Source organism: Nostoc punctiforme PCC 73102, assembly GCF_000020025.1.
GTDB classification, from domain to species: Bacteria; Cyanobacteriota; Cyanobacteriia; order Cyanobacteriales; family Nostocaceae; genus Nostoc; species Nostoc punctiforme.
The window spans coordinates 1-26,419 of sequence record NC_010629.1 but is presented as its reverse complement, the minus strand read 5'-3'; the positions used below and the strand labels follow the sequence as shown (position 1 = coordinate 26,419).

30 protein-coding genes are annotated in these 26,419 nt (G+C 42.3%); 20 read left to right on the top strand and 10 right to left on the bottom strand.

Translation table 11 applies throughout. From position 1 onward, the window contains the following. The first annotated feature begins 122 nt into the window (after nt 1-122). The 3 genes from parA to NPUN_RS37250 all read left to right on the top strand — a co-directional run bounded on the left by parA (nt 123) and on the right by NPUN_RS37250 (nt 2,154). A complete protein-coding gene (parA, locus tag NPUN_RS37260) occupies nt 123-773 on the top strand; it encodes a ParA family partition ATPase (protein WP_012412846.1) in 651 nt (216 codons plus the stop codon). Next, nucleotides 760-1,035, top strand: coding sequence for a plasmid mobilization protein (locus NPUN_RS37255; protein ID WP_012412845.1), 276 nt, complete (start codon nt 760-762; stop codon nt 1,033-1,035). Before parA ends, NPUN_RS37255 begins: the two co-directional genes overlap by 14 nt. A gap of 102 nt (nt 1,036-1,137) precedes the next feature. Further along, nucleotides 1,138-2,154: a PDDEXK nuclease domain-containing protein gene (locus NPUN_RS37250; protein ID WP_012412844.1), complete on the top strand. Its 1,017-nt coding sequence runs from the start codon at nt 1,138-1,140 to the stop codon at nt 2,152-2,154. A 171-nt stretch (nt 2,155-2,325) separates the two neighbouring features. Here NPUN_RS37250 and NPUN_RS37245 read toward each other — a convergent pair whose 3' ends face one another. Together NPUN_RS37245 and NPUN_RS37240 are read right to left on the bottom strand one after the other, a co-directional pair. Further along, on the bottom strand, nt 2,326-2,553 hold the full coding sequence (locus NPUN_RS37245; protein WP_012412843.1) for a lichenicidin A2 family type 2 lantibiotic: 228 nt from the start codon (nt 2,551-2,553) through the stop codon (nt 2,326-2,328). A 422-nt stretch (nt 2,554-2,975) separates the two neighbouring features. After that, the gene (locus tag NPUN_RS37240; protein ID WP_012412842.1) at nt 2,976-3,578 is read right to left on the bottom strand and encodes a tyrosine-type recombinase/integrase; all 603 of its coding nucleotides are present in this window, start codon (nt 3,576-3,578) and stop codon (nt 2,976-2,978) included. Nucleotides 3,579-4,538: 960 nt separating this feature from the next. On the opposite strand from NPUN_RS37240, the gene NPUN_RS37235 reads away from it, so the two are divergent. Then, nucleotides 4,539-5,405, top strand: a complete 867-nt coding sequence (locus NPUN_RS37235) for a PEP-CTERM sorting domain-containing protein (protein WP_234711221.1) — start codon at nt 4,539-4,541, stop codon at nt 5,403-5,405. A 272-nt stretch (nt 5,406-5,677) separates the two neighbouring features. Here NPUN_RS37235 and NPUN_RS42660 read toward each other — a convergent pair whose 3' ends face one another. From NPUN_RS42660 to NPUN_RS39925, 3 genes are all read right to left on the bottom strand, one after another. Beyond that, nucleotides 5,678-5,848, bottom strand: coding sequence for a hypothetical protein (locus tag NPUN_RS42660; protein ID WP_193372294.1), 171 nt, complete (start codon nt 5,846-5,848; stop codon nt 5,678-5,680). Between the two features lie 686 nt (nt 5,849-6,534). After that, complete coding sequence (locus NPUN_RS37230) at nt 6,535-9,594, bottom strand: DUF5906 domain-containing protein (RefSeq protein ID WP_012412840.1); 3,060 nt, start codon at nt 9,592-9,594, stop codon at nt 6,535-6,537. A 566-nt stretch (nt 9,595-10,160) separates the two neighbouring features. Next, nucleotides 10,161-10,310: a plasmid partition protein ParG gene (locus tag NPUN_RS39925; protein ID WP_083782524.1), complete on the bottom strand. Its 150-nt coding sequence runs from the start codon at nt 10,308-10,310 to the stop codon at nt 10,161-10,163. A 257-nt stretch (nt 10,311-10,567) separates the two neighbouring features. Between NPUN_RS39925 and NPUN_RS37225 the strand changes: the two genes are divergently transcribed. The 10 genes from NPUN_RS37225 (at nt 10,568) to NPUN_RS37185 (ending at nt 16,676) form a co-directional block, all read left to right on the top strand. Continuing rightward, on the top strand, nt 10,568-11,605 hold the full coding sequence (locus NPUN_RS37225) for a ParM/StbA family protein (protein ID WP_012412839.1): 1,038 nt from the start codon (nt 10,568-10,570) through the stop codon (nt 11,603-11,605). 5 nt (nt 11,606-11,610) lie between these two features. After that, the gene (locus NPUN_RS37220) at nt 11,611-11,886 is read left to right on the top strand and encodes a hypothetical protein (protein ID WP_148220531.1); all 276 of its coding nucleotides are present in this window, start codon (nt 11,611-11,613) and stop codon (nt 11,884-11,886) included. A gap of 44 nt (nt 11,887-11,930) precedes the next feature. After that, nucleotides 11,931-12,206 (top strand): hypothetical protein, encoded by a 276-nt coding sequence (locus NPUN_RS37215; protein WP_012412837.1) that lies wholly within the window; start codon nt 11,931-11,933, stop codon nt 12,204-12,206. Then, a complete protein-coding gene (locus tag NPUN_RS42460) occupies nt 12,178-12,372 on the top strand; it encodes a hypothetical protein (RefSeq protein ID WP_167315736.1) in 195 nt (64 codons plus the stop codon). Before NPUN_RS37215 ends, NPUN_RS42460 begins: the two co-directional genes overlap by 29 nt. A gap of 91 nt (nt 12,373-12,463) precedes the next feature. After that, on the top strand, nt 12,464-12,907 hold the full coding sequence (locus NPUN_RS37210) for a hypothetical protein (RefSeq protein ID WP_012412836.1): 444 nt from the start codon (nt 12,464-12,466) through the stop codon (nt 12,905-12,907). A 12-nt stretch (nt 12,908-12,919) separates the two neighbouring features. Next, a complete protein-coding gene (locus NPUN_RS37205; protein ID WP_012412835.1) occupies nt 12,920-13,636 on the top strand; it encodes a hypothetical protein in 717 nt (238 codons plus the stop codon). A gap of 24 nt (nt 13,637-13,660) precedes the next feature. Further along, entirely contained in the window at nt 13,661-14,200 is a 540-nt protein-coding gene (locus NPUN_RS37200; RefSeq protein WP_012412834.1) for a hypothetical protein, read from the top strand. Further along, complete coding sequence (locus NPUN_RS37195; protein ID WP_012412833.1) at nt 14,197-15,996, top strand: ATP-binding protein; 1,800 nt, start codon at nt 14,197-14,199, stop codon at nt 15,994-15,996. The genes NPUN_RS37200 and NPUN_RS37195 overlap by 4 nt, the downstream gene beginning before the upstream one ends. Before the next feature lie 215 nt (nt 15,997-16,211). After that, nucleotides 16,212-16,418 (top strand): hypothetical protein, encoded by a 207-nt coding sequence (locus NPUN_RS37190; protein ID WP_041566796.1) that lies wholly within the window; start codon nt 16,212-16,214, stop codon nt 16,416-16,418. A 51-nt stretch (nt 16,419-16,469) separates the two neighbouring features. Beyond that, entirely contained in the window at nt 16,470-16,676 is a 207-nt protein-coding gene (locus NPUN_RS37185; RefSeq protein ID WP_012412831.1) for a hypothetical protein, read from the top strand. A 65-nt stretch (nt 16,677-16,741) separates the two neighbouring features. On the opposite strand, the gene NPUN_RS42455 is transcribed toward NPUN_RS37185, so the two are convergent. From NPUN_RS42455 to NPUN_RS37170, 3 genes are read right to left on the bottom strand one after another with little or no spacing between them, the layout of a single operon-like run. Then, nucleotides 16,742-17,485: a hypothetical protein gene (locus NPUN_RS42455; RefSeq protein ID WP_012412830.1), complete on the bottom strand. Its 744-nt coding sequence runs from the start codon at nt 17,483-17,485 to the stop codon at nt 16,742-16,744. Beyond that, complete coding sequence (locus NPUN_RS37175) at nt 17,469-18,290, bottom strand: nucleotide-binding protein (protein WP_012412829.1); 822 nt, start codon at nt 18,288-18,290, stop codon at nt 17,469-17,471. The genes NPUN_RS42455 and NPUN_RS37175 overlap by 17 nt, the downstream gene beginning before the upstream one ends. Continuing rightward, nucleotides 18,287-18,808, bottom strand: coding sequence for a hypothetical protein (locus NPUN_RS37170; protein ID WP_234711222.1), 522 nt, complete (start codon nt 18,806-18,808; stop codon nt 18,287-18,289). The genes NPUN_RS37175 and NPUN_RS37170 overlap by 4 nt, the downstream gene beginning before the upstream one ends. A gap of 524 nt (nt 18,809-19,332) precedes the next feature. Here NPUN_RS37170 and NPUN_RS37165 point away from each other — a divergent pair. The 3 genes from NPUN_RS37165 to NPUN_RS37155 all read left to right on the top strand — a co-directional run bounded on the left by NPUN_RS37165 (nt 19,333) and on the right by NPUN_RS37155 (nt 23,352). Continuing rightward, a complete protein-coding gene (locus NPUN_RS37165; RefSeq protein WP_012412827.1) occupies nt 19,333-19,779 on the top strand; it encodes a plasmid mobilization protein in 447 nt (148 codons plus the stop codon). Then, the gene (locus NPUN_RS37160; protein WP_012412826.1) at nt 19,763-22,402 is read left to right on the top strand and encodes a relaxase/mobilization nuclease domain-containing protein; all 2,640 of its coding nucleotides are present in this window, start codon (nt 19,763-19,765) and stop codon (nt 22,400-22,402) included. The genes NPUN_RS37165 and NPUN_RS37160 overlap by 17 nt, the downstream gene beginning before the upstream one ends. A gap of 476 nt (nt 22,403-22,878) precedes the next feature. Then, entirely contained in the window at nt 22,879-23,352 is a 474-nt protein-coding gene (locus NPUN_RS37155) for a response regulator (protein WP_012412825.1), read from the top strand. A 90-nt stretch (nt 23,353-23,442) separates the two neighbouring features. Here NPUN_RS37155 and NPUN_RS37150 read toward each other — a convergent pair whose 3' ends face one another. After that, nucleotides 23,443-23,889, bottom strand: a complete 447-nt coding sequence (locus NPUN_RS37150) for a response regulator (protein WP_012412824.1) — start codon at nt 23,887-23,889, stop codon at nt 23,443-23,445. A gap of 320 nt (nt 23,890-24,209) precedes the next feature. Here NPUN_RS37150 and NPUN_RS42655 point away from each other — a divergent pair, with 320 nt between their 5' ends. From NPUN_RS42655 to NPUN_RS37140, 3 genes are all read left to right on the top strand, one after another. Beyond that, nucleotides 24,210-24,563, top strand: a complete 354-nt coding sequence (locus tag NPUN_RS42655) for a hypothetical protein (protein ID WP_012412823.1) — start codon at nt 24,210-24,212, stop codon at nt 24,561-24,563. Nucleotides 24,564-24,738: 175 nt separating this feature from the next. Then, the gene (locus NPUN_RS44405) at nt 24,739-24,867 is read left to right on the top strand and encodes a hypothetical protein (protein ID WP_272913993.1); all 129 of its coding nucleotides are present in this window, start codon (nt 24,739-24,741) and stop codon (nt 24,865-24,867) included. Then, nucleotides 24,854-25,171 carry a hypothetical protein gene (locus tag NPUN_RS37140; protein ID WP_041566795.1) on the top strand — a complete coding sequence of 106 codons (318 nt, stop codon included), beginning with the start codon at nt 24,854-24,856 and terminating at the stop codon, nt 25,169-25,171. Before NPUN_RS44405 ends, NPUN_RS37140 begins: the two co-directional genes overlap by 14 nt. 331 nt (nt 25,172-25,502) lie before the next feature. Here the strand turns inward: NPUN_RS37140 and NPUN_RS44005 are convergent, their stop codons facing one another. Further along, a complete protein-coding gene (locus NPUN_RS44005; protein ID WP_052304757.1) occupies nt 25,503-25,913 on the bottom strand; it encodes a hypothetical protein in 411 nt (136 codons plus the stop codon). Between the last annotated feature and the right edge of the window lie 506 nt (nt 25,914-26,419).

Sequence of the window (26,419 nt, the reverse complement as noted above, 5' to 3'; positions counted from 1 at the left end):
TACATTTGTATTAATACTATTTTGTGCATTTGTAAATTTGTAATTTAGGGATTAAGCTTGGTATTATTACTTTCTAGAATTTGTCATAACTTAATGAATTACATTTTTACAAAAACACATTTATGAAAATTGCAGTTTTGAATCAAAAAGGGGGCAGTGGCAAGACCACAGTATCTATCCATTTGGCTCATGCTTTTTCGATGATAGGGTATCGAGTATTACTTGTTGATACTGATCCTCAAGGCTCAACCCGTGACTGGGCAGCAGCACGTAATGGTGAGGCTCCATTTAGCGTTATTGGTTTGGATCGTCCTATCTTGCATAAAGAATTGCCCAAACTAGCGCAGGGGTATGATTTTGTTTTCATTGATGGTGCGCCAAGAGTTTCTGACTTAACCAGATCAGCAATCATGGCAGTGGATTTTGTGCTGGTTCCTGTACAACCATCTCCTTTGGATGTGTGGGCGGTGCATGAGGTAGTAGAACTGGTACAAGAGGCCACTATATATAAGCCAGACCTAACAGCAGCATTTCTAATCAACAGAAAGATAGCGAACACTGCTCTTGGGCGAGAAGTAACTGAAGTTTTAGGAGAATACCCCTTTCCAGTGTTAAAAGCACAGATAAGTCAAAGGGTAGCATTTGCTGAGTGTTTGAACATTGGGAGTACTGTTTTGGAAGCTGCCCCGAAAAGTGCTGCCAGTGATGAAGTACGAGCTGTTGTTGAGGAGATATTAGAAGCAAGAGAGGAAACGAATCATGGCAGAAGTTAAAAAATCACAAAAACTAAGCTTAAGGCCAGGTGTTCAGAAAACGCCTGTAAAAGATGAAGCAGCAGCATGGGTAGAAAGTCGCAATGCTGCTGAAACGCCTAGTACTACAGGCACAGAAGAAGTTAACAACGGCAAAAGCAAGCGAGTTACTTTTGAAGTTACAGAGGCACAGCACCAGGAGATTAAAATCCGTGCTACCAAAAAAGGCATGACCATTAAGGAATATATGATTGCTCTAGTTGAGGAGGAGCTAAAAAGCTAATGTAATAAATTACATTATTACATTTGTACTTATTTACATAATTACATTATTACAACTGTTTGGAGATTTCAGACGCAGTTGGCTCTCGTTGGGGTTTGAGTTATGAGTGATTTAACGGTTAATGATGGTTCATATCAGCAGTTGTTAGATCGCATTGGTGAGTGTTTGGCGTTAGGGCAACAACGGTCTTTTGAGCAGGTTAATTCAGTTTTAGTAGAAACTTACTGGCAGATTGGGCGTTATATTGTCGAGTTTGAGCAAGCGGGCAAGGAACGGGCAGAATATGGCAGTAAGTTGTTACAGGTGCTTTCACGAGATTTGAAAGCGGCGTATGGTAAAGGGTTTAGCCGTTCTAATTTGCAGTATATGCGTCTGTTTTATTTGAACTATGAGAATTGCCAAACACTGTCTGGCAAATTGAGTTGGTCGCACTATACGGAGCTTTTAGCTATTTCCGATGATTTGGCGCGGTCATTTTATGAGCAGCAGTGCATCCAAGATCGCTGGAGTGTGCGGGAGTTGAAACGCCAGAAGGATTCGGCTTTGTTTGAGCGGGTGGCGTTGAGTAAGGATCGGGCGGAGATTTTGGCACTGGCTAAAGATGGGCAACGGATCGAGTCGGCGCGGGATGTGGTCAAAGATCCTTATGTGTTCGAGTTTTTGGATTTACCAGACCGCAATTATCGTGAGAGTGAGTTAGAAAATCGTTTAATTGCTGAGTTGGAGAAGTTTCTACTTGAGTTGGGCAAGGGGTTTGCATTTATTGGGCAGCAATACCGAATTACGTTAAACAACACGCATTTTTTTGTGGATTTGGTGTTTTATCATCGCATTCTCAAGTGTTTTGTCTTAATCGATCTGAAGACGCGAGCGGTGAGTCATCAGGATATTGGACAGATGAATATGTATCTAAATTATTTTCGGGCTGAGGAGAATATGGAGGATGACAATGAGCCGATAGGGATTGTGTTGGCGCGAGATAAAGATGAGATTTTGGTTGAGTATGCTAAGGGTGGTATTTCTAATCAGCTTTTTGTGTCAAGATATCAACTTTATTTGCCAGATCCGGAGGTTTTAAAGCAGGAGTTAAAACGGCTTTTGTCGGTAAATGATGGGTGATGTTCCCAGCCCCCTAATTGCCGATGTCGTCATACTATCATTAGACGACATTTCATTGAATCAAGCGAAAAAGATAAAATTAATTACAAAAATCGTTTTTCTAAAAATTAAGCCTTTAACACATAAATGTATTAGAGGCTTAATTAAAAATTAAATTGATACTTGAATAACCTATTCCTGACTAGCGACTATTGTTGCTAGAATAGCTCCAACAAAAGCACCACCTAGAAAACCTGCCGGCCCACCAAGTACCGCTCCTCCAACAGCGCAAACTGCTAAGACTTCAGCAGGAGCATTACTACCACCTTGAATGGTAGCCATTTCTTCATCCGAAAGCTCACTCAGCAATACTTCTTTTTCTCCAACAGAATGCAGATCAGAAATTAGGATTTTAGCCATTTTCTGAAGTCCTTTTAATCCAATAAATATTAACAAACTGATTGTAGATGAAAACTGATAAGAAGTGAGAAAAAATAACGTAATTATTTTTAGTAATATTCTTTATAAAGAGAATTAAAAAATTTAATTCTTACAATACCGATAAATTTACAGTATTTAAAAAAATCTTCAATTCCTGGGAATTTTTCTAAGGCAAACGCGTTTAGCCCGTTACACCCGTCTGTGTCAAAAAGCCGTCAAAATCAACACCTAATAAACAAAACGCCGCGTAAATTTTCTTAGGCTTGAGGCGTTTAACTCCGTTTTATTCAGTTTGAAAAATAACTGGGGGAATTTATCATACCTAAGTTTTTGTTCGCGGATAATTTACCCTGGTCTGAAAACCCTGTACGAACATAATTTAAATAATTGGCAACTTCATTTCACAAATCTCCCCAATCAAAATTCAGGAAGCGCCGAGCATTCAGCTTGGTGTATTTCTCCGTGTGTTTGATATCGCGGTGTCCTAAAAAGTCCTGAATCTCTCTAGTGTTATAACCCTGATTCACCAGATAGTAACCGCAAGCATGGCGCATCATGTGGCAGTGTACCTTGATATCAAGCCCAGCCTGTGCCGCCAGCCGCCCAAGCAGCTTTCGCACTGCATCAGTGGACATCACCTCACCACGCTCGGAAACGAAAATATATTTGCTATCGGGCAACATCTCTCTGAGTTCTTTGAGGAGAACTAATTCATCATCTCTCAAGGGATGCACCCCTGAATCACTGCCCTTTTCCCTGGTGATGAAAATCTGCCGCTCGGCCCACATCAGTGCATCCCACCTTAAACCGCACTTAGCCCCTACAGCTTCCCCTACCCTAAGACCGTGGCGAAACATGAGTAACATCAGTGTATAATCACGGTGAGCATAACGAGCTTTGCGTTCTAGTGCGGCATCGAGCAGCGATCGCACTTCACTTGGTGTAAGGTATTCTCTAGACCTGTAATGCTTGTTTGGTAGACGAGTTGGGGGCGGTGGCCTCATTTAGCTTTCGGGTTAGTGTCCGGTATAGGCGTTGTATTATGGACAGTCTACTACGCCACAAGCCCCATTACTCCGTTGACAGACAAGCCAACAAGAAGTTATTGCAAATAGTTATCAATTGTTTTTAGTACATTACCATCGCTGTGGCGACATTTAATGATATTGGTCAACGTGGATGAGGGCGATCGCTTCTCGATGCCCTCAGTTCTGGCGGAAAGTAGACGATCGCACCCTTCATCAAAGCAATTTCTAGAGAACGGCGTGAAATGAGCATCCGTTCAGAAACTTACGCTAAGGACTTGATGACCTGTTTTCAACATCCTGGAAACGTTTACCAGTTAAAGCCTTTGAAATTTAGGAACTTCAAATCCTTGTAGTGCCATACAAAAAAGCTGTACCAATTAACCTATAGGTTAATTGGTACATCAAGAATTGCCAAAAATATCGATTTGCAGAATGCCTATACAGTAAGGTTTTCAGCTTTAACGTAAGTTTCTGCACGGATGCTCATTTGACCCCTGAAAGTAGATTAATATAGACAAAAAACTTCTAGCGATAGCGGGTTTAGATGCCCTGTACGGAGATGCTGGCGGGATATGGTTTGTTAAGCTTATACAAACCCAAAAGTTTTTTAAAACTATCTAATTAAATGGGTGCAGAAAATCGTAGGCTACTAGACCTACTTGGCTTGGCTCCTATTTCACCTTTAATACAATTGGGTTAGAGAAAAGCAATTTTCACTAAATATGCCATTTTTTATTTGAGTTTTATAAAATTATCGTTAATTTATCCAAATTATATGTTCAGAATAATCACGCTTTTCTGTTTTTGTAATTCCAATTACAAATAGAGAAGTACAGAAAACTGTGATTTTCTAAATCAATCAAGTTATAAAATATGAAAAATCAAAACTTATTCAATTTACTAAAGATTGGCATTACCACTTTTGGAATCTTCTTTGTGGCTAGTCAAGGAGCGTATGCCTCCGACTTAAAGGGAACAGCATTTAGCATATCTTTGGAGTGTATGAATGACACAACTGGTCTTCTCATGGGTCAAAACTCCACCGATGCTAATGGCTGGCAGTATGCATTTGATTCAAACAAAGATGGGATGAACGGAAATTACTGGGTTGGTGCTGCGCCAGGGTCAGTAAATCCCTACGATATCTCTGGTATGGCTATCAAAGAAACTGCTACCAGCATCATTGTGGCAATCAATGGCAATATGAAGTTAACAGGAGAGGCTGAACAGGGTGCTGCCGGCGGTCAGATTGGATATGGTGATTTATTCTTCAATATGGCCGGTAAGACCTTTGACAATGCTATGAGCAGTGGGGATTTGTTTGGTATTCATTTCGCTTCAGCGAATGCTTCAGGAGTACAACAACTAGGTGTTTATAGTGGTGTTCAGGCAAAGACAGTTACTAATATCAAAGAGGGCTATACTGTTGCTACATATGGTGGTTTAGCAGGAGGAGGGAATTCTTACGAAAGTCAGGTAAAACAAGGTGGTGGTATTGTCGGTTATGGTGATTTGACCAGTAGTTATTTTACTAATAATGGCAAGGACAATACATTTAATCTTAATGTCATCGACTCTGGAAAATATCTGAGTGGAATCTCGTTCCTAGCACAGGGTAATGTAACGCAGCAGTTGTTAACCACTGGTTATGATGCCAGCAAATTTAATGGCACACAAACTATTGCATTTGAATTCAAGAAATCTGGTACTGTCCAATCGACTCCTGAGCCTGCTAGTCTCGCTGGTTTAGGAATTGTCGGTCTGGCCTTAGCTGGTAGCAAGCGACGCAAGAAATCATCGTAGCAATTTGGTGGAGACTATTCGCAATAGAGCTTGATTTATCTTCAGTGAGTAATAGAATTTTGGATAAAGCTTAAGCGAAAAGTATTTCAAGCTGTATCGATTTACCCATTAAACATTTAAATAACTAAATTTCAATGCTCTTACTAAAAAGTAAGGGCATTTCTTTTTTTAAACCCCATTATATAGAATAATGTAGTGCGTTTCCTCGCTATAAGAAAGTTGAGCGAACAGTTGGCCAAAAGGGGGACTGCCTGGGGAAAAGTTAGCTTTTGTCAAGAAGATAGCCTAACGCCCCAAAACCCTAATTTGACGTGAGCGCCAGTCAGGGCTGACTCAATACTGATCCTCTCATCAGACCACTGCCCATAAAGAGATGGATCAACGGGACGGAAATATTCAGGTGATGCCGAGAGAAACATGAAGAGTGCATAACACTGCATCATGCCGAGGGCGATGCAGTAGCGTAGAGATTTTTTCTTTAACTATCTCTTCGAGTGCGCGTTCGTCTTCTCCCCCAATTAACCGGACATTCTATAAGCGTTGGATCTGCGTTGGGTGTTTCTCTGTTTCTGGTAACATGGTCATCACTTCCCGCAACGTTGCCGAATGTTTTTAGTTTCTCAATCCTGAGAATTGTTAGTGGCGACATAAAAAATTATGCTACAAATGCAGTGCGAGTGTAGTACGAAAAAACCCCTTTAGGCGAACGGCGGTTTCATGTCACGAGCGGAGCGAGAGATGGCGCAGCCACCCGCAGGGCATGAAACCATAGTGAGTATGGTATCACTTATACAAAACCCTGAAATCCACTTTTGGGGGAGAAATCGCCCTTACTGGCTGGTGCGAAAATACGCCCAAAAGCACCTTTAGGGGGTATAACGACAGTCGTTTGACAGTCATCGGGTTTTTGGGCAATGACTGTCAAACGACTGTCATTGGGTACAGTAGAGGGATACTAGGGGTAGTTTACGGCGCATTTTGACAGTCATTGAAAATTGGTATCAATCAACACGATGGCTTACTCGCAATCTCCTGTAATTCGGTAGTCATACAGGACATGGAGCAACCTAATTTAGAAGTGCTTTCGATTAAGCGCAGTCACGACAGTAGCGATGGCCAGTTGCATTCCTTAGTCAATTACAAACGTCTCGCAAAGAGATGCATCTCGGTTCCCTTGCGAGGTGGCCACAGTCACAATTCCATTCTTAGAGTCGTAGTTAATCATCTCACCTGCGAACTTGACCGCACCACTAAGCGATCGCACCTCAACTTGGCAACCAACAAACCCTGCAATGTTCCCGCCGTCGATTTCAATCTGCAACAGTGAGTATAAGTTCTCGTCCTCAGCTTTTACCAAAACAGTATCGGATGCAATTGGCGCGGCGATCGCTGCCTGATCATCAGTTGGCATACCCGCACCACTTTCTAGTTGATCCGCACCACTGACGCAGGACTCCCCGCAGCAGTTTTCCCTATCTAGCAAGGGTTCCGCATCACCCGCACCAGTTGAGGTGGCATATTCTTCTTTTTCCATTGGGATAGGAAGCGATTGAATTTTCATTTCTGACTCTTCAATGTTTTTTTCCTGGGAATCTGAAAAAGTGGTGCGGGTGGTGCGGAAGTCCTGATAATGCGTTGTTTCTGGTGCGGAAAGTGGTGCGGAAGTGGTGCGGGTTTCGTCTAATGTGGTGCGGGTAACTTCCAAAATGCCAATGCCTTTGAGTACTGGAATGTTTCTTTTAGCAATGTCACAGTACCTAGTTCCCTTGACAGCCTTGGGGAAGAGTTGAGCGATTCTGGCGATGACTTGGTTAATGCCCTTTACGTTTTTGTCACTGGGTCTAACCTGTTCGCTCCACGTTCTGCGGTTGTTATCGGAATCTATAGTTAATGTGCCAGTTTGAGTGTAGTAATGTTCCAGTCTTACCCATAGCTCTTTTGCAGTCAGTTCCTTACCAGGGACATAACATAAGTTTGCGGCTTCTATGAAGTCAAATAGGTGATTATTTTCTTTCTGAAGGTTGTAGAAAGCATCAGTTGTACATTCGTAATCAATGCCTTCTTCTATCAGGTCATTAAGTGCTTGCAGCATTTTATTTAGAAATGCTGGGGCTACTTTCGTTCTGATAAATTCCTTGTCGTAAGCAAAGCGGGGATCAGCTAGTAATTCATTTGGGTTGTTAGGATCTGGATTTTTTTCAAAGGTTTTCTTAAACTCTAAAACTGCAATCCTATCTTGAATTGCTTTCATTACTCCTTGTAATGATGGTGTTTCATTCAAGTTAAAAATACCTATGGCTTCAGGGGTAAACTCAATATGGTCTTTACCCTTCCGTTCACAATGCAACTTGTTACCAGTTACAAATAATTTTAAGCTTTGAATCTTGTCGATTCTCGACGTTTGTGGGTTTTCTGATGCCCAATTTACCCTGCTGTGCATCAATGGAGCTAAGTTAAACTTCCTGCCTTCGTCGTACAATTGGAAGTCTGCTAAAGAGACAGAAGTTAGTCCATTTTCGCCGTAAATGATTGATACACACTCGCGCAGAGCATCTTTACCGTTAGACCCAAGCCCAACTGCTAGAATTGCTTTTACCTCTCTTCCTCTGAGCTTCCTAACAGTTTTAAGGTCAATCGAAGCGGCAAGATTTCTTAAAAGAATTTCTTGCTGGGGTCTATCCAAACACTCAAGTAATCGGTCGCAATCTGTAGTATCAGCGTTTGGATTGTACTCAATCAACGGTTCATAAATAAAGTAATCTTCGGGGGTATGAGGGTCTAGCCGTGGAATAACCTTATTACCTATCAAAACGGGTCTAACTATCCCATTAGTGCAATTAATCCCTGGTGGATTGAGTAATTCTGCCTCAATTCCCGTTCGCATTTTTGCCCACTCTAGAACCTTCTTAACTGAACTGGGTGAAGCGTAAGGATAGGATTTTTTACCTTGCTCATTTTCAACTGCAAATGAATTACAAAAATTGGTGATTCGTCTACGCTCTGTGTCATCAGGAGAGTGTTTGTAGTGGTTGCCAGTATGCCAGTAGAGCCTATCCGCAGCACAAATCCAACTCTTATCGCCATAGAGAGTTTTGAAAGCAATTTGAATGAAGCTGACAACTGGATCAAGATCATTTAAAGGATCATCAAAATTTTGCAGCTTTGCCAGTTGCTCACGCTCTGCCACAGCCGCGTGGATCTCCTGCTCTAACCTGCGGATAAATTCTGGTGTTTCCATCTGCCCCAAGATTTCTTTGATATCACTTGATTTATATGGTAAATCGGGGCAGATGTCGTGAGGGTTAATTCCAATAAATGCAATTCCCACTTCGTCGGCACAGTCCTGGCAGGTCTGGAGTTTCTTTAAGCCAGTGTCGTCAGCATCGTGCAGAAAAACGATTAATCCTATGCCTGAATCCAAAGCACGTTGATATTCGGGCGTGATAGTCTTTTTATCCCATGCACTGCCCTGAAACGTAATCCCAGCAAGACCATGCTCCCGACCAACTTCTACGCATCCCTCACCTTCATGCTGGAGTAGTGCCGAGGTTCCCGTCACAGATTTAGCACAGGCTAGCGCTTCATCAATGCGATATGCCCCCCAAGGTTGATCACCCTTCTTCATTTCTGGTGTGCCGTCGGGGAGTCTATGCCATTGCCGAAAACTCTTGTCATAACCTTTCTCTTTACTGGTGTCTGCCCATTCGTAACGGTCAATCCATTGGGTTGGGGAGTATTGATAGGTTGTTTCGGTTGCGTTTCCGGGGATGCCCTTTCGCTTACTCTTTAATTTTTGAGGTTGGGGAATATTGGTTGCTGGCTCGGTCAACATTACCAAACCTAATTCGCCATCTGGAATTGGGGTTGGGTTGGGCTTGACCGTCTTAACTCTGATTGGGTTTTTGTTTGGTGCTGCACTGAAATTAGTTTTTTGTCGCTCTGCCAGCACTTCATCCCAAGGTTTGATTGCCTCTCGGATGTCCTTGCACTCACAATTATTGAAGCATTGATACTTTCCGGTTTCTGGGACGATAGATAAGTTATGCCCCCCGCAAACGGGGCAGATGTACTTGCCTTTTTCTTTGGACGGTTCTAGCTGGTCTTGAAAATTTCGGATGTCGAAGGAGGCGAACGCCCCTGGCATAGCGGAACCGCCAACAGTTTCCTGTCCTTTTAAAATGGCTACCATTGTGAAATCCTTGTGAGGTAAATTGTGTGGGCTTTACCTCCCCTGAAGATTCACCAAAATTTTAATCAAATTTCTTGTTAAACCCGTTGTAGGAAGTTCTCGGAACTGCTAGCATTAGGTTATAAAGAAATTTGAATATTTATCAATTCAAACAAAGAGGTGTCTTCTGGGACTGTTAAACAACTTGTTAGAAGCAAGTTGAGTCCGGGGAGGCATTCTTTCCTTATGTATATCTGGTGACATGACACTTAGAAAAGATGGACTAAGGGTATAGTCTTATTACATAGTAATTTATCTTCCATAAAAATAAATAGTAAATGTGCGACTTTCCAAAATAAAATAATTTATTTTTTATCTTTAATTCCAGGCAGAACAAGCTTTTACAAGCTTTTTAATAACATTAAAAGCCATACGAGTACATGACGTTACTAATATTTTTAGCAATGTCTTTTTAAGAATTATGCTTATTTTGCAAGCATTATAAAGATTGAAACAGTATCAATTTTAATGGACTTGCAGTACTAAAGTACTAAAAGTCAATACGTATGTACTGATTTAGTTCATTTCTATTTAATGTCTTGAGTTTTAAGCCATTCTTCAATAAGCTCTGCCATCACTTCATCCATAGGTCTATTTATTAGGGCGCAAGCAGCTTTAAATCTTGCTTTTTGAGATTCACTTATCTTCCCCCTCACAAATACTTGCTTCTCAGTCATATTAAATCTAATTTAGTGAAATATTGTATTAATTTTCATTATTCATTTTTGCATATCGATAAGTAACTATGCTGTAAATTCACTATTTCACTAATGTGCAAAGTGAATTAATGTGCTAAGTTATAGACATGAGCGCAAAACGGACGATGAAGCGCGTGAAATGCCACACCAAGGATAAATAGGTAGTGGACTTAGTAGCCGCCTAAAATTGACCGCAAACGCTTATCAATCAAAGGATTAACTCTAAAATCTGCACCATGACAAACGCATATATTCAGCCAGTTTACGGCTCATCCTATCCGACAAGTAACGGGTTTGTAAGTCCACAGCACGGACAGATAAGACCGCGAGTAGTTTTTGATGGGGGCAACCGTTTTGTGAAGTGGATTGACCCCAACAACGTTGTGCAATGTTTACTCAGTGTTGTAAAAGAGGTCAGTGAATACCAGTGGAAGCGGCTCAAGCCCGATGACCAGTCAGTATTGATTGAAATTGATGGTAAACGCTTTGTAATTGGGCGATTAGCTCAAGAACTAGGTGGTGAGCCGACTTTCCAAACAGACAAATGCCAATTAGCATCTATCCTGGCACTAGCGGCAATCCAGCCAAATCCAGGACAAACATCAGTACACATCCAACAGATGATTGTGGCACTGCCCAATACTCTCAATGATGATGATGTAGTCGCAGTGAAGCGAATTGCTAACCACCCACTGACCAAAGAATTTAAACGCAATGGCGAATACATCACCTATACCGTGGGTGAAGTTGTCCCAGTTGATGAGACTGAGCCAGCATTTCATTACGCCTTAAATCAAGGATTTTTCAGCTTCCCCGAAGCGAAGAACGCGATTTGGGATTTAGGGGGAGGCACGGCTATAGCCAGAATTTACACGCCGAACGGAACCATGATCCATGATGCGGAGGTGATTCTACCCGGAACCAAGGCACTCGCCCAGCAAGTAGCGGTAGAGATGAAAGAAGTTTATTCTCTCGATTACAGCCCCAGTTTACAGGGCATCATGGACGCGATCGCTCGTGGTGATTGCCTCTACGGGACAGACAAACTTGATTTCTCCTCCATCTTTGAAAAAGCCTGTGACCAGTGGGTGGAGTCAGCCCGGAGAGAAATTCGCTCGAAGTGGGCGCAACACCTACCAGAGTTGGGAGAAGTCTTGATTGTAGGTGGAAGTGCAGATATCGCCGCCCCTATCTGTGCAACTTCTGGAGATCGCTTTAAGATTGCCCCATCGCCGCAGTTGTTCAACATCATTGCAATGGCTTATCAGGAGTAATGCCAATGACGCAAACAAGAATTGTTCTTAATCCCAAGTACAAGCCCAAAGCCGAAGAAATTTTAGAAGCGACTGGAATTGATAACCTCTCTCAACTGTTTACCTTACTGTTGGTCAATTACGGTGATTGTCTAGTTAATTGCTTAAAGCACTCACACCAACTACCTATACAGTCATCTCTAGTAGCTCAAACGCCTACACACAGCACTCTTCAGCCACCATCTATCAAACCTCAGCCATCACCACAAGCTAAGAAATTTGTCCCAATGGGTAGCTTTTAAGCCCCAACCGCACTGATAAAAGCTCAAAGTCAAGGAAAGAAGTCATGAGCGACCAAGACACCCAAAAGACGCAACCAAGCTTAACAACAACCGAAATCATGACCATCATCCTCGGTTGCGAACAGACTCTAAGGTTTGTGCAAGCATCCCCAAATTATCAACAAATCGAAGCGTCCGAGCGGTTCAGTACATCGAATGACTTAAAGATGGGTGATGCTGTGCAAGCTTTGATGGAGATTCACGAAGCAATCCTAAATATCGAGTTCTACTCCCAAGTCGAGGGACAAACTTATGCTTTCAACGACAGCCTTACAGCGTAATCATCTGTACCAATTCCGTGGTCAACAACTGCGCTACAGCCATCGCTCTAATTGTCGAGTCAATGCCCCTTTCATTTTCAATGACTCGAAAGCTAGACGCTTTGAACTAAGCCAAAACCAAGTGCAGAGAGAGGTTTTTGAATTAAATGAGTTTTGTGAGAACTGATGATAAAGCGATTGCCCTGACCGAGCAAAGTAAGTGCAATCGCCTCATCCGAAAGTGCATCAAGTACACATCGTTACAAGGATTCTAACAAATGACACTTGATTACAAAAATCCCAACGATTGGGGCAAATCACCTCTGACCGACTCCGCCCTAAGAAAGCAGCAATTCAAAGCGGAAAATCCTGAACAATGGGCTGCAATGATTTCGGCAGATATTCAGGCACTCTCCACACCAATCTTCGAGAGTGAAGATTACCCACCCTTCACCGGAACGGAATTCTTAGCAACTCATGAAACTATCGATGACCATCCATACTCTGCTGCATTTGGTCAATTCTTGGGTAATGGGATTGACCCTGATATTGCAAATACTTTGGCATTTGGTGAGAACAGATTTGATTTAATCTCTGAAGATTTGGACGACCCCGTAAGGCAATTAGCAACGAGAATTTATAACCGATTTGAAGAGATGGGTTACTGGGATGAGTTACCCCAAGAATCCAGCGATATCAACTACGACAACATACCTTATTAGGAGAATAGCGCAATGGACTTTGCAATACGCAATCCGGTAGTTGGTCATAGTTCGCATATTGATGAAAAAGCGCAATCTTGGGGAGGGTTTGAGTCTGATATTTTGGGCTATCTTTCGGATATAAACAAGCTTGAACAATTTGCCGATTATGCGAATAATGCCCAAGAGTTAAGTGACCGATTAGAACCATTTTTGGACAATGCCAAGGTGGTCTTTGAGGCGATGGAGAAGTTAACCAAAGGGCAGGTAACTTGGACTGAACTTCGTAAACAATACGGCTCTCATGTAGCGGGTGCTATCGCTAAGATTCGCAAATTAAATTCGGAATTTGATTCAGAGATGGGCAAGATAGATGCCCAAGATAGAGCCGACTTGTTGCGGATTGACCAAAAACGTAAGCACGGACTAGCCGAAGTTGCAGCCCAATTACACCACGACTTACAAGCAGAATTATGGAGGCATGAAAACAAGATTAGCGGCATCGAAAACAGGCAAGTTGTACAAGCTGAAAGGCAAGCAATTACTACGGGACTGAGAGAGAAACGACAACAACTTTTAGCCCGTGCGAGGTATGGTTCCAGAGCATTAGAGCCAAACCAAACACCTCAAGAAGTAATACCAGTTCAATCCCAAAATCATGCACCAGCATCTAGTGTTTCAGCAACAGGAACAGTTCGCGGTTGGGGTGCAATGTTAGGTAATTTGTGGCAGAAGTTAGGCGATAGATAACTATTAGTTGAAAGGTTAAGGCTGATGCTAGTAAGGAAACGAAATGAAGATCCTCATAGCGTCAGCCCTTTTTTAATGGAAGGGCTGGCACAGACTCCACAACAACAGAAACAAGAGCAACCATCGCAACCACTCCCAGAAAACAATAGAGGTCGGACATTTAGACGTGCTGGTAACGCAAGTGAAGTTGTCGCTGGCAGTTGCTTAAACAGTGCAGTTATTTTCACCTTTCACCTATTGCAAGTTCACCCTGTTGGAATGTTTCTTGCTGTGGGAACTGCACACCTGTATTTTACTGCTACTGCAACAGGTGAAGGCTTTAACAATTTCGTTACTAATCTAATGACTGGTTGCAGTGCATCACTGGCGTTATTGTGTGCGCTATCTGACCCGATTAGTGAATGGAATGAAGCGAGAACTTCTACAAGTACAGTTAAGACTTCTATTGAGTCGGTTTATAAGCCAAAAACTGCTGAATCTTCAAGTTGGATGGATGGTGCAGGAGTGGGCATATTTCTAGCGATATTAATGATTTTTCTATTTGGTGGAAGTCAGAGGAAATGAATTATTTAAGCGATAAACATAAACAGTTATCTGAGTCACAACAATCGGGTTTAATGAAGTGGTTCGGACAGTTGCCGATGGACAAGAAAGCTGTTGCCATTGGATTGAGTTTAACTGTGGGTATTGGATCGGCTGCGATGGCGTGGCAGGGAACCAGCAGCGATCGGATCTACTTCTGCATCAAAACCCCTTCAAAAGCATTGGTGTGCCGGGATAAAGATAACCGACCGTTTCGCATGACCCCCTTCTACTGGCAAGAATGGAAACTGTCTGGAATGCCCCGCCAAGTAGTGCGTGACCCAGCTATGGGCGTTAATGGGTTGGTAAAAGCGACTAACCCATGCAAACCGTTTTGGGCGTTTGGTGGATTCCTGGGGTTTGCTCTAGCTGGGTGGATGCTGCGCCATTGTCAGTATGAGGAGAAGCAGAGAGCAGTTTTTGAAGACATCGCCCAAAAACGGGATGCTGCAAAAGCTGAGATGGCTGCACGTTCCGAGCTACTAGAGAGTTACCGAGACGTTGCGATCGCAGAAGTCCAATTGCAAGCCGATTTAGATTTGATAGCCAATGATCGCACCGTTGATATCCAAAAAGCCGAGATTTACGCCCACACTGAGATTGAAGTCACGCAAATGGAGGCAACTGATGCCATTTTTGAGGCGCAAACCGCAGGCATGACTGACCAACAGAAGGCGGAGTACATTAAGCAGCTACGGGAGATGAAAACGCCCTATCTGCAAGGGAGTCAGACTTTACAAGGGACGATTGACCCGAACGACAAGGTTACTGGAGCAGACAACCAAGCAATCGCACCACAGGACAATAAAACGGCATGGGTGCAAAACCTAATTAAACAAACTGCCCTAATTTGGGGCAACCAAGGGGGCGGTAAATCTTGGCTAGCCCGTTATGTAATCCAACTCAAAAAACAAGCCGGCTACCGTGTGATTGTCCTTGACCCCGACTCGAACCGTAGTGAATGGCGAGGAGTTGAAAGTTACCACTCCTGGGACGAGATAGAGCAGCAGATCCGCGATTACGTTCAAGAATTAGAATCACGGTTAAAAACCTTTAATAATTCATCATTGAGTGAGTCGCAATGGCGGCAGAAACTTTGGGCATCAGGTAAAGCTTTGTCTTTAATCTGTGAGGAGGCCACCACATACGGCGATTTCATTAAAGATGCAGAACTGTTAGACAAATTCGGCAAGCTGGCACTAACCAAAAGCCGTAAGCAAGAGATGCCCATTACTGTCGTAGCTCACAACAACACCCAGACGTGTTTATTCGGCATTAAGGGATTACATAATCTTGTTTCTAAGATGCTCCAAGTTGAATGTTTGGCAGAAGTAGATCCAGTTACACTACAGCCCTCATCGACTGGTTTTGCTCATGTTAAACTCGACAGTTCCAACGAATGGCTTGATGTTAATCTCCCCAAAATGACAGCGAAAATATCTGACTTTAGCGACGCTCTCCCAGCAGAATCTAATCCCAATCCCCCCATCGATAAAGCCACTTTAGAGCGCATTTATGAACTGGAATTCAATCTTGGTAGCAAGGCAGATAATACCCAAAGTGAGCCGAATAAATTATCACCTCAGGCGCAAAAACTGTATGAATATTTCATCAGAACTGAACGAGTTGAAGCTGATGTAAGAGAGTTTAAGGGCAACTTTAAAGTACAGGGTGAAAGATTCTCTGTAGAGCTTATTAAGTCTTGGATGTACGAGATTGTTGGGGCAGGGTTAGCCAATTGGATTGGTGAAGGAATCATCAAGTTAAACCAAGATTAAGCCCTTGGGTGTCTAGCGTGTCTGTGATTAAAAACGGGGCTTTTTTGGCAGATATCAACCCCAGACACGGCAGACACCAAAAGCCTGAAACCCTTACATAGCTTAGACACGACTCGGACACCAGTTCAGACACCGCAAGACACCACGGTAAGGGTTGATGTCTTAATAATGTCTGCCAGACACGACTAATTAATTTATTGAAATACCTGAATCCTATGCACCCAATTGAGTTTAAGAAAAAGTGGCAATTAACTTACAACGAGCTAGCACTCGTCTTAGGTTACGAAAATGATTTCACTGTCCGTTGTTGGGGGATAAATGGAGGACACAGGCGCAATCCTCAAAAAGTTGCTTATGTAGCTTGTCGCCTTCTAGATGAAAAATGGTCATCTGAGGGGAAAGTTATAGATTCTTACCTTTGATAATTTCTCTTTGCGTCTCTGCTAATTAATTTATGGAAATACCTGAATACTATGCACCCAATTGAGTTTAAGAAAAAATGGCAGTTAACTTACGACGAGCTTTCACTTGTCTTAGGTTATGAAGGTGATTATACCGTCCGTTCTTGGGGTACTAATGGAAGACACAAGCGCAATCCTCAAAATGTTGTTTACGTCGCTTGTCGCCTTCTAGATGAGAAGTGGTCAACTCAAGGTAAGCTTGTGCATTCTTACCTTTGATTATTTCTATTATTGGGGCAAATATTACGTTAAGCCTGTTTGCCCCAATCACTATATATTGCCCTTTATCTTCGATTTCGGTCAGTCCCCAAACGCTTTTCTATCCGTTGTAGCTTGACATTGCTGTAACCAGTACGCTGCCAGATAGCTTGTAGATAGTTATTGAAATCATCCGAGGTTTTTACCGGAATAAATTGATTGAATATAACGAAAATCAACAAACTAAATAATGCAGAAAACAACCCCATCGTACCATATTTACCTATGGGTTCAGCGCGATAAACCTCTTTCTCTATGGTGATGGGTTCGGGGGGAGGGCTGTTCTTCAACTCCTGAATAACCATAGTCAACTTCTGCGTGTGATTCAACAGTTGATTCCCGTTCTGTTTCAACTGCAATACTTCGCTCTTTAGCCCTTTGAACTCTAAGCTCTCTAATGTCGCTGATGACTTGGGCATATTCTTTAACTGCGTTATTAAGGGAGTTAATTCTTGTCTCAAATCTTCGTTGTTCTTCTCGTACTCGTTCGATGAGAGATTCTGATTCTTCAATTCGGTCGTCAGCATCTCGATTGTCACCATCGCTTTGCTGAGGAGTTGATTCTGAATTAAATTCGTTTGCGCCCATGCTTGTAACTCTGCCCTATCGCGTTCGCGTTCAGTTTTTTGTGATTGCTTAAAATTTTCAAACTCTCTATATAATCTGCCTAGTGCTATCTTGACCTCACCTTGTTCACTGCTCTCTGTTAAATTGGCAGTTTCAGAGTGAGGATTGCTGTGATTCCCGTTGCCATTATTGTTGTTGCTCATTAGTTTTCTTTTGACCCCGACGAGAAGTAGACGCAGTAACTTTTGTCTGTTTTGAAGTCGTAGTGTTTTCTAAAGCAGCAACCAGAACCTCTGGTTGTTGCAACCCCAGATAAGCCCCAGCTTTTTCAAGCTCTGGTTTAGCCTGATCCAAAAACCCACTCACTAGCAGGTAATCTCCAAAAGGAAAACCATTCTCTTCAGTAGCAGCCGAGTAAGGTAGACCTTTCTCTGTCAACGTGTCAAAGGTCGAGTAGTCTAGCTCTGGCATTTCTATTTCTATGCCTTTCAATTCAGATATCGCTGCCGACGTTTTACTATTCTCCCAGCGCTGAAAACCTGAACCTTTATCCCAGCATAGATTTTTCACAATCACATAATCAGCTTGAGCGCCGCAGAATTCCGCCATAGTTTTTAAGCTAGTGATGACTGAATACCCAAGGTTAAGCACAGTCACCAGCGTTACTCGATAACCCAAATCACCTGCAATCTTAAATAGCCCAAACTTACTGATAATCTCCCTGGTTTTATTGCTTGATGCCCCCGGCATATCTACTATTATTGAGTCCGGTGATTCCGCTTTGATTTCCGTAAAGAAGCGTTTCGCCTCTGCTACCTCCAGGAAATTTAATAGCCTTACCCCTGAGCCAAAGTTTTGATAGTACTCGTACAATTCTGGATTCTCTGTATCTGCGTCATAAGCTAGATAATTAATTCCTTTATTGTGCATTACATCCAGTAGCAAGCGAGTAAAGGCAGTTTTACCTGTACCACCCTTGCCCCCCAGTATCATCACGATACGTTTCATAATTCACTCCTATCAGTGATATTAAATTGGGCAGAAGTATTAGGAGTTGTTTTCTTTCGTTTACTAGTTTTAGATGATGATGAGCCGGATGGTTCACTACTCTCAATTGGTGAACTGTCCGGCTCTACTGGCGAAACCAAGTCATTAGTTGTGGTTGAAGAATCAGTTGATTCTGGCTCGGAGTCAGAATTAACTGATTCTTCAACCGCTTTATCTGATGATGAACTACTCAAATTATTGTCAGTTGATGTCGAAGCTTTTTTATGAAAACTCTTCAGACCACTGGCCGCCAGTTCTACCCCATGACCTTTAAACACATCAGAAACATCGTCATAAGAGTAGCCAGCGTCTAACATATCTTGAATAGGTTTAGCCAAACTGAGAACTAAATCTGACAGGCTGATAGTTTTAGGAGTCGCGGCTTTCTGTTTGAGACTGATTTGAATATCTTCTATTTTTGATAAAGGGACAGCTTTCGGTTTGCGCGACATATTCAGCACTAGTAATAAATTATTCAATTGTAAAAAATTCGTGGTCAAAAAAAGTTTAAGTTTCTTGTCGTGATGTGACGAATATCAACAGAAAAAGGTTTGTATCCTCGTGAGGTAGACTAGTCTAAAAAAGCAGTTACTCATGAATCAACATCTTTCGTATCACTAGTATGGACAGCATTGCCCAATAGACCATACCCTCGCTTACATCGAGGTGATTGCAGACAGCCACTCATGGTTCGCCAAAGTCTCGTACTCCCCCAGTCTCGCGTTGTGCCTCCTGGCTCACGTTTGCCCTAACCTGTCGTGGGGGCATAGGCAAGCAATACACCGTAACGCGCTACCGCGCTCCCTTTCGCAAGCGAAAGGCGGTGTGTTTGCTTGTTGGGGGTGTCCCCCAAACCCCCAGAAAACCGTTCTTTTCAAGGGGTTAATAAGTGAGAAAAGGTTCCGGGTTATTCGCCTACCTGCTCGGCGCAAAGCGCCGTAGCAGCTACAGCGAATAACCCGGTGAAAAATAAAGATAAAAATAGCTAAACGCCTAATTAGTTATGCAGCCAGACCCCCGCACCAATCTTAGTAATCAACTAGCTGACACATTAACCAATCGGTCAGTAGCACCAGATGAAAAGCGAGAAGTAACCATCACGTTTAGGGCTAGCTATGCCGAGAAAACTAGACTAGAGCAGCGTTGCAGTGGAGTGGTGCAAAGTGACTATATAAGAGCGAGATTATTTGACTACCCTTTGCCACATCCTAAATTAGTCATTCCCGAAGTTAACCGACAGGCTATCTATGAGTTAAAAAAGATTGGTAACAACCTGAATCAACAGACTAGGGCTATTAACGAAGCTGTGAAAATTGGTAGCCAACCGTTGACTAACGAGGTGAAATTATATCTGAAAACTCTTGAAGAACTGACAGCACTTTTAGAACAGACTCGCCAATCACTCACTCAACCTTCGGTAGAAGGGCAGCGCAATGATTACCAAAGTTAAGGCTAATAAATCATTTCGTGGCACTACTAAATATGTGCTTGAAAAAGAGAAAGCCAAAATTATTGGCGGGAATATGTACGGGAGAAGTACCAATGAATTGGTTGACCAGTTTACCTTATCAGCCCATCTTAACCCGCAGCTAAAAGACCCATGCTATCACTTAATGCTTAGTGTACCAAAAAGTGATAGAACGCTAAATGATGACGAATTAGCTAATCTGTCTCAACGTCACTTGGCATCGGTCATTGTACTATCGCGGCTTCAAGGTGATGAATCCCAAGTTAAACAGCCAGAAAAAAGAATATCAGATACCAAACTAAAACAGCTAGTTGATGACTTCATAGAATCAGAACTACCAGCCTATGACTTCTTTATAGCGCGGCACTCTGATAAAGAACACGACCACACTCACATCGTTGCATCTAGAGTCAATAACCTAGATGGTAAATCTATCCGCACTTGGAATAATTACGCCCACTCTGAACACTCCGCCCGACTGCTAGAGCGAGAATTTCAGCTAACCCAAGTTCAAAGCAGTTGGGAGAGTAAGCAAAAGGCTATGACTCGTAATCAACTGGAACGAGTCGAATGCGATGGACTTCCAGGCGAAGAAATAATGCGACGGGCGATTGAGCAAGTGGCAGTAAATAAACCCACAATGCCCCAGCTAATTGAGCAGTTATGGAGAGAGTATCACGTCAAAGCTGTCGTTAGTTATTACGGTCACGGTGGGGTAAGGGGCATCAAGTTTGGCATTGATGTCGGCTCAGTTAATGAAGATGGTAGCCCCCGTTTCCTCTGGAAACAGGGAGGTAATCTCAATAAATATAAGTGTTCATTTACAAAGCTTCAGACAGAATTGGGGATAAATTACGACCCCAAACGGGACGATAGCGAAATTAAACACTTAAATAATTTCTTAGATTCTGTAGATAACAGCCAACTTAATCAAGAGCTAATACCAACCATATTCCCGAAAAAAGCTCAAGCTATAGCTGAAAATAAACACCAGATAAATCCAGCTAAATCAGATGCAGAACAACAAGCCAGTTCAGAACTCATAAATACAATCTCTAACTTTATTGAACAGTCAGCAGTTGATGATACTTTAGCTGAAACGTTGCCACAATTAACAGAACAACTATCTATTTATCGGCAGCAACTCCTTCGAGCTAAAACTGCATTCAATGACTTTGAAACAGGGTTAACGACTGAGTTGCAATCCCACGCAGAGAAAAAAGCCATTTTGTCAATCTCTGATTATATTGAGCAATCAACTATCGAATCTGCTTTAAGCCAAGCAGTATTAGGATTAACAGAGCAACTGTCTCAATATCATCAGCAGCTACTTGAAGCGAAAACTACATTTAATGACTTTGATGAAGCATTGACGGCTGAGTTACAATCTCATCCAGAGAAGAGAGCTATTTTATCAATATATGATTATATTGAGCAATCAACTATCGAGTCAGCTTTAACTGAAACAGTATTAGGATTAACACAGCAAATTTCTCAATATCATCAGCAGTTAGTTGAAGCGAAAACTACATTCAATGACTTTGAAACAGCGTTGACGGCTGAGTTGCAATCCCATGCAGAGAAGAAAGCTATCTTATCAATATATGATTATATTGAGCAATCAACTGTCGAGTCAGCCTTAACTGAAGCAGTATTAGAATTAACGCAACAACTTTCTCAATACAAAGAGCAGCTTGTTACAGCTAAAGCTACATTTAATGACCTGAATGCAGTGCTTGCGAATGAGTTACAATCATATCTAGAGAAGAGAGCCATTTCATCAATTTTTGATTATATTGAGCAATCGACTGTCTCTTCAGCATTAACTGAAACAGTATTAGAATTAACACAACAACTTTCTCAAAATCAGCAGCAGGTAGAAGCCGGAAGAACCATATTCGACAACCTGGAAGCAGCGATTGTTTATTTGGAGCAACTCCATAGATCGCAAAAAACAGTGGATGCAATTGCTCTTAATAAAGCTCAAAATTTAGCCATAGATAAACTAAAGCTAAAATCTAATCAAACAGCAGAATTATATGAGTATTACAGCACCGATTTGCAAAACTTATTAGTGACTGACCGAGATAAAGAAATTGCTATACAGGCGCTCAAAGATAATAAACTACCCCAAGATGTTGAAGAAATTCTCAAAGCCAGTCCAGCCGGATGGACACAAGATGAAGCCAGAGAATTGGTACTTATCGCTAGCAATCAACTGGCAACTCAAAAGTCAGAGCCAGAAAATTCACTCACAGAAAAGCAGCGTCAAGAGCAAGAATTATTAGCTATAGCTGTGCCTATTGCTGTTGAACTCATCAATTGGCAATTAAAAGAAAGTAGTGAGAATAGCCTTAGATTTAAACGTGCCACTCTGGAAAAGCAGGGGAAAGAACTGGTATTTACCCATGATGAACGAGGTGAAATTTTTCGGGTGGCAGTTAACCGAAACCATTCAGGTAAGCTTGAGTATTCACCGATTAATGTGGGGGAAATAGAAAGAGAAGATATTCAGCTTTGGCAAAAAGCAGAGCGTATATTGCAACAAATAATAGAAGAAAAGCGGCAACAAGAAAGAAGACAGAGTAAAGGAATTTCCCTCTAGGTGATGGCGCAACTCTTAACCGCTTCGCTCAAATAGTCGGTGTCTGCCACTGCCACAAATCCACTCGTTGAGACACTCAGATTGTTACAGGCATCGGCAGACACGGAGCTTCGCCGCCTAGAACTTAAGAGTTGCTTGGATTGTAATAATTCGACTCGATTCTGGTCGGTTAAGTCAGATTTATTTGAGAAGGATAAGGTTATTAATCGTAATCTTTTCTGAACTACCACACTGATAAATGATTACTTTATTACCTAGAATTCTAGTGGAATAAGTACTACTTTACACAAGTGATGTCTTTGGTGTGTGAGGTCAAAGCTTGCTATAACAAGCTTAAGAGAAAGAGTAATTGAAAATATAGGGCTATATAGATTATTCTATTATTGATTTAGTAATGAAAATGTCTAAAAGCAGATGGCGACCACCATCTGCTTATTAAGACTCCTAATTGAGATCACCAAGTAGGAGGTTATTTTATGTTGCCAAAAAATTCTAACGTGACATATCCACAAAAAGATAGAGAGTTTTTAGAGCAAATACCGCAAAGTCAATCTCCATCCCTCAATGGTTTAAGGGTACTTGTGGTAGATGACAATGACAATGACGATTGCTTGTGTATAGTTACGTTTATTTTGTCAGATTACCAGGCACAAACCAAAACGGCAACATCGGTGGATGAAGCTATAGAAGCAATTGAAGAGTGGAAACCAGATATTGTGATCAGCGACATCGGGATGCCTGACAAGGACGGTTACTCACTAGTTACCTCCATCAGAAACAAAGAAGCGTCAATGGGTGGGTTTCTTCCAGCTGTGGCTTTAACAAGTTATGCGTATCCAGAAGACATTAGCGAAGCAATAGATGCAGGGTTTCAAGAGGTTATTTGTAAGCCTTTTGAACCTGATGATCTTGTTGCAGTTGTAGCAAGGCTTACAGGACAAACTATATAAAGATAAGTCCAACTCATAGCCTTAGAACTTAAGAGCCATTAGATAGCGGTAAACCACAGGTTCATGACTTGAGTACGCTTGTTGCTGACTTTAGTCCGTATAATCACGGCTGGATAGTAAATCAACTATCACACCCTCTATTGACTCTAGATTCTCAAGCTTGACTAGAAATCGATTAAAGCCTGCATTTAAAGCCTTACTTTCGGAAAATTCCCGTGTATAAGAAGTAATAGCGATTGCTGGCAACTGCCGGAAGTATGGGCTGGAATGTCCCCGAATTTGCTCAATCAACCAATTTCCATTATGATGAGGCAACTTGACATTGGATACCAGAATATTCGGATGAAACGATTCGAGGATGCCGAAGGCTGCTTCTGCGTTGATCAAAGCCATCACCTCTGCACCTGCTGTTTCCAGAACGAAGATGAGCAGGTCTGCAATATCTGGCTCATCCTCTACTAGCAAGATCCTGATTCCAACAAGGCGCTGTCGTGAATTTAACTTACTTTCTCGATTGCTCGTTTGATTCGTCCTCATGCCGTCCTATAGTTTGCTGATATAGCTTACCTCTTCTATTGCAACGTAGAGAGCGGAATAAGCCTTCAGTCTAATTAAACAAATTTAGCTAGAAAAATAACCCCGTTAGGATGGATTCGCCTAGCTGTTTTACCAAAAGCTGCTCGTCACAGATGCCTTAGTTAGTCGTGGCTAACCCCAGCACGTCTCTGGTAACAGCTACACGCTTATCCTACTTTCGATGAAAGCGATCGTTGCTATTCCACTAGAAATTCTTGGAGGGTGATCGCTGCTGCGTGTTTACGTTAAATACATCAATAATCAACTGGAAGTGATAAAAAATGAACATTATTAGAGATGTACTCGATAACCAATTAGTTGACAGCGATCAGCATAAGCTGGGTAAAGTCGATGGAATTGTCATAGAGTTGCGCGACGGGGAACCGCCACGACTCTCTTATATCGAAACTGGTATGACAACTCTTGCACGACGGATTCATCCACGTTTAGGAAGGTGGGTAGCAGCAATTCAAAGTAGTTGGGGTGCTAAACGGGGTAAAGTTACGGAAGCTGTCACCAGGGGCAAAGTAGCGTGTAAGTACTACCAGACAAGCGTTTCAGCTTTTATAATGATTGGGGATAGCGATCACTCACCATTGCTAAAAAGTTCCGATAAAAAATGGAGTCGGAACTAAAGAGCGATTTTTATGTGCTGTTCAACCCTTTTTACCCACTGAAGCAGAATCAAAGTGGATAAAGTTCCAACTCCTCAATAAAATTCGGTACTTTATTCATTACTTTGCCCCTGGTGACACTTTCCGTAACACTACCCCTAAACAAAGTGAACCGTTTAGAATTCCGTGGTCAAAAGTGCGGGATGTTGGTATCGATGTTGAAGTCGAGATTGAAGCTGACGCAACTCCGGCATTGGCTTCTGAAAAATGGCTTCGGGAACACATTATTGGACGAATTCCAGGGGCAGAACATGGCAACTCGTGAAATTCATCTGGAACTGCTACTGGGCAAACAAGTATTGGATTCAACTGGCAAATCCGCCGGACGCATTGAGGAAGTACGTGCCGAACAACGAGGTGAAGAATGGGTTATTCAGGAATATCTGATCGGAACCATTGCTGTGTTAGAAAGACTATCTGCTTGGACAATTGGGTTGAGAATCTTACACCTTTTTGGGGCACACAAGATCCACAGTGGCTATACAATATCTTGGGAGCAGCTAGATTTGACTGATCCTGAAAAGCCTCGTTTGCTCTGTACCTTACATGATTTAAAAGCATTAAAATAAACCCACCCATTAAATGTAAAATTATTGAATTTTGGTTTGAATTTATCAGCTTTGGGAATAGGTACGACCGCGAAATAAAGGTGCGAGGTCGAGCCTCGCAAGCTGGGGAGGCTGGGGGAGAAAGATTTTTTCAAGTATACTTTTGCCTATTCCACCTTTGAGCCATTACGTGTAATCAGAGCCTATATATATTGATCTGGCGTGATCGCTTTTTTGGCATTCAGCCGCAGATTAACCCAACAAGAGCGATCGCTGCTTGGGCGGAAAACATATTTATCAATTTATATAAACTAAACTGTTGAGTTTGCCCCTGGTTGCAGCTACCTTCACACTACCCCGGGTTGCCTTGCGTGTCGTTACATCCGCCACGGCCCCAACGAATCCCGCCGAATCCGCTGCCAGTGCCGTCGATCTTCTCCATAAAAGTTGTACCCGAGATCCGTAGCTTGAGCGTTCCATGCCCCCACGGTTGTCCGCGAACGTCGGCCCAATCCCCATCAATGATATTGCCGTTTCGCGTACCTTTGAACACGTTCGTCCAGGAACGACCGTCGTCACCGCTCATTCCGACCCACCAAATGGTACTGCCGATGGCATGAAGGCGGTATGTGCCCCCATCATTCGCCTTCCAAACTCCGCTAACATACTTCGGCGATGCACATTGCGCGTGTATAGGCGCTGCGGACGCAGCAAGCATCACAAGACCTGCCAATGCGATACTTGTTGGAACAAAGTTTTTCATACGAACCTCCCTGCTGAAATGCACATGTTACGAAGCTCCCTTCCATTGAAGAGAGCGAAAGAATCGCGTTTTAACAACAAAGTACGTTCGAGTACCGCTTACACTTGAACCATACGTCGCCATCTCTCAGAATTGCTGCTCATGTACTGCCTTTCCCCCGCCCAACTATTTATTATACAGGAAGTTTCCGTATAATCACCCTTTACGGTAGGATTATATAGAATTTTTCCGAATCAAAACTGCGAGTGCATAAAATGAAAGAGCCATTACGTGTAATTACTGCCTATATATATTGATCTAACGCGATCGCTTTTTTGGCATTGAGCCGACAACCGTGTAATTTGGGTTTCTTGAGAGAATCTACTCTACTAATAACAAACAAGCCTGCCTTGAGATCACAACAGACATTAGATAAACTTGTAATTAATTTAGCTTTACATTACTGAGATACAAAGACCGTGTAAAAGTGGTCATTTTCTAGTTATAAATGTATTTTTGTAATTAAT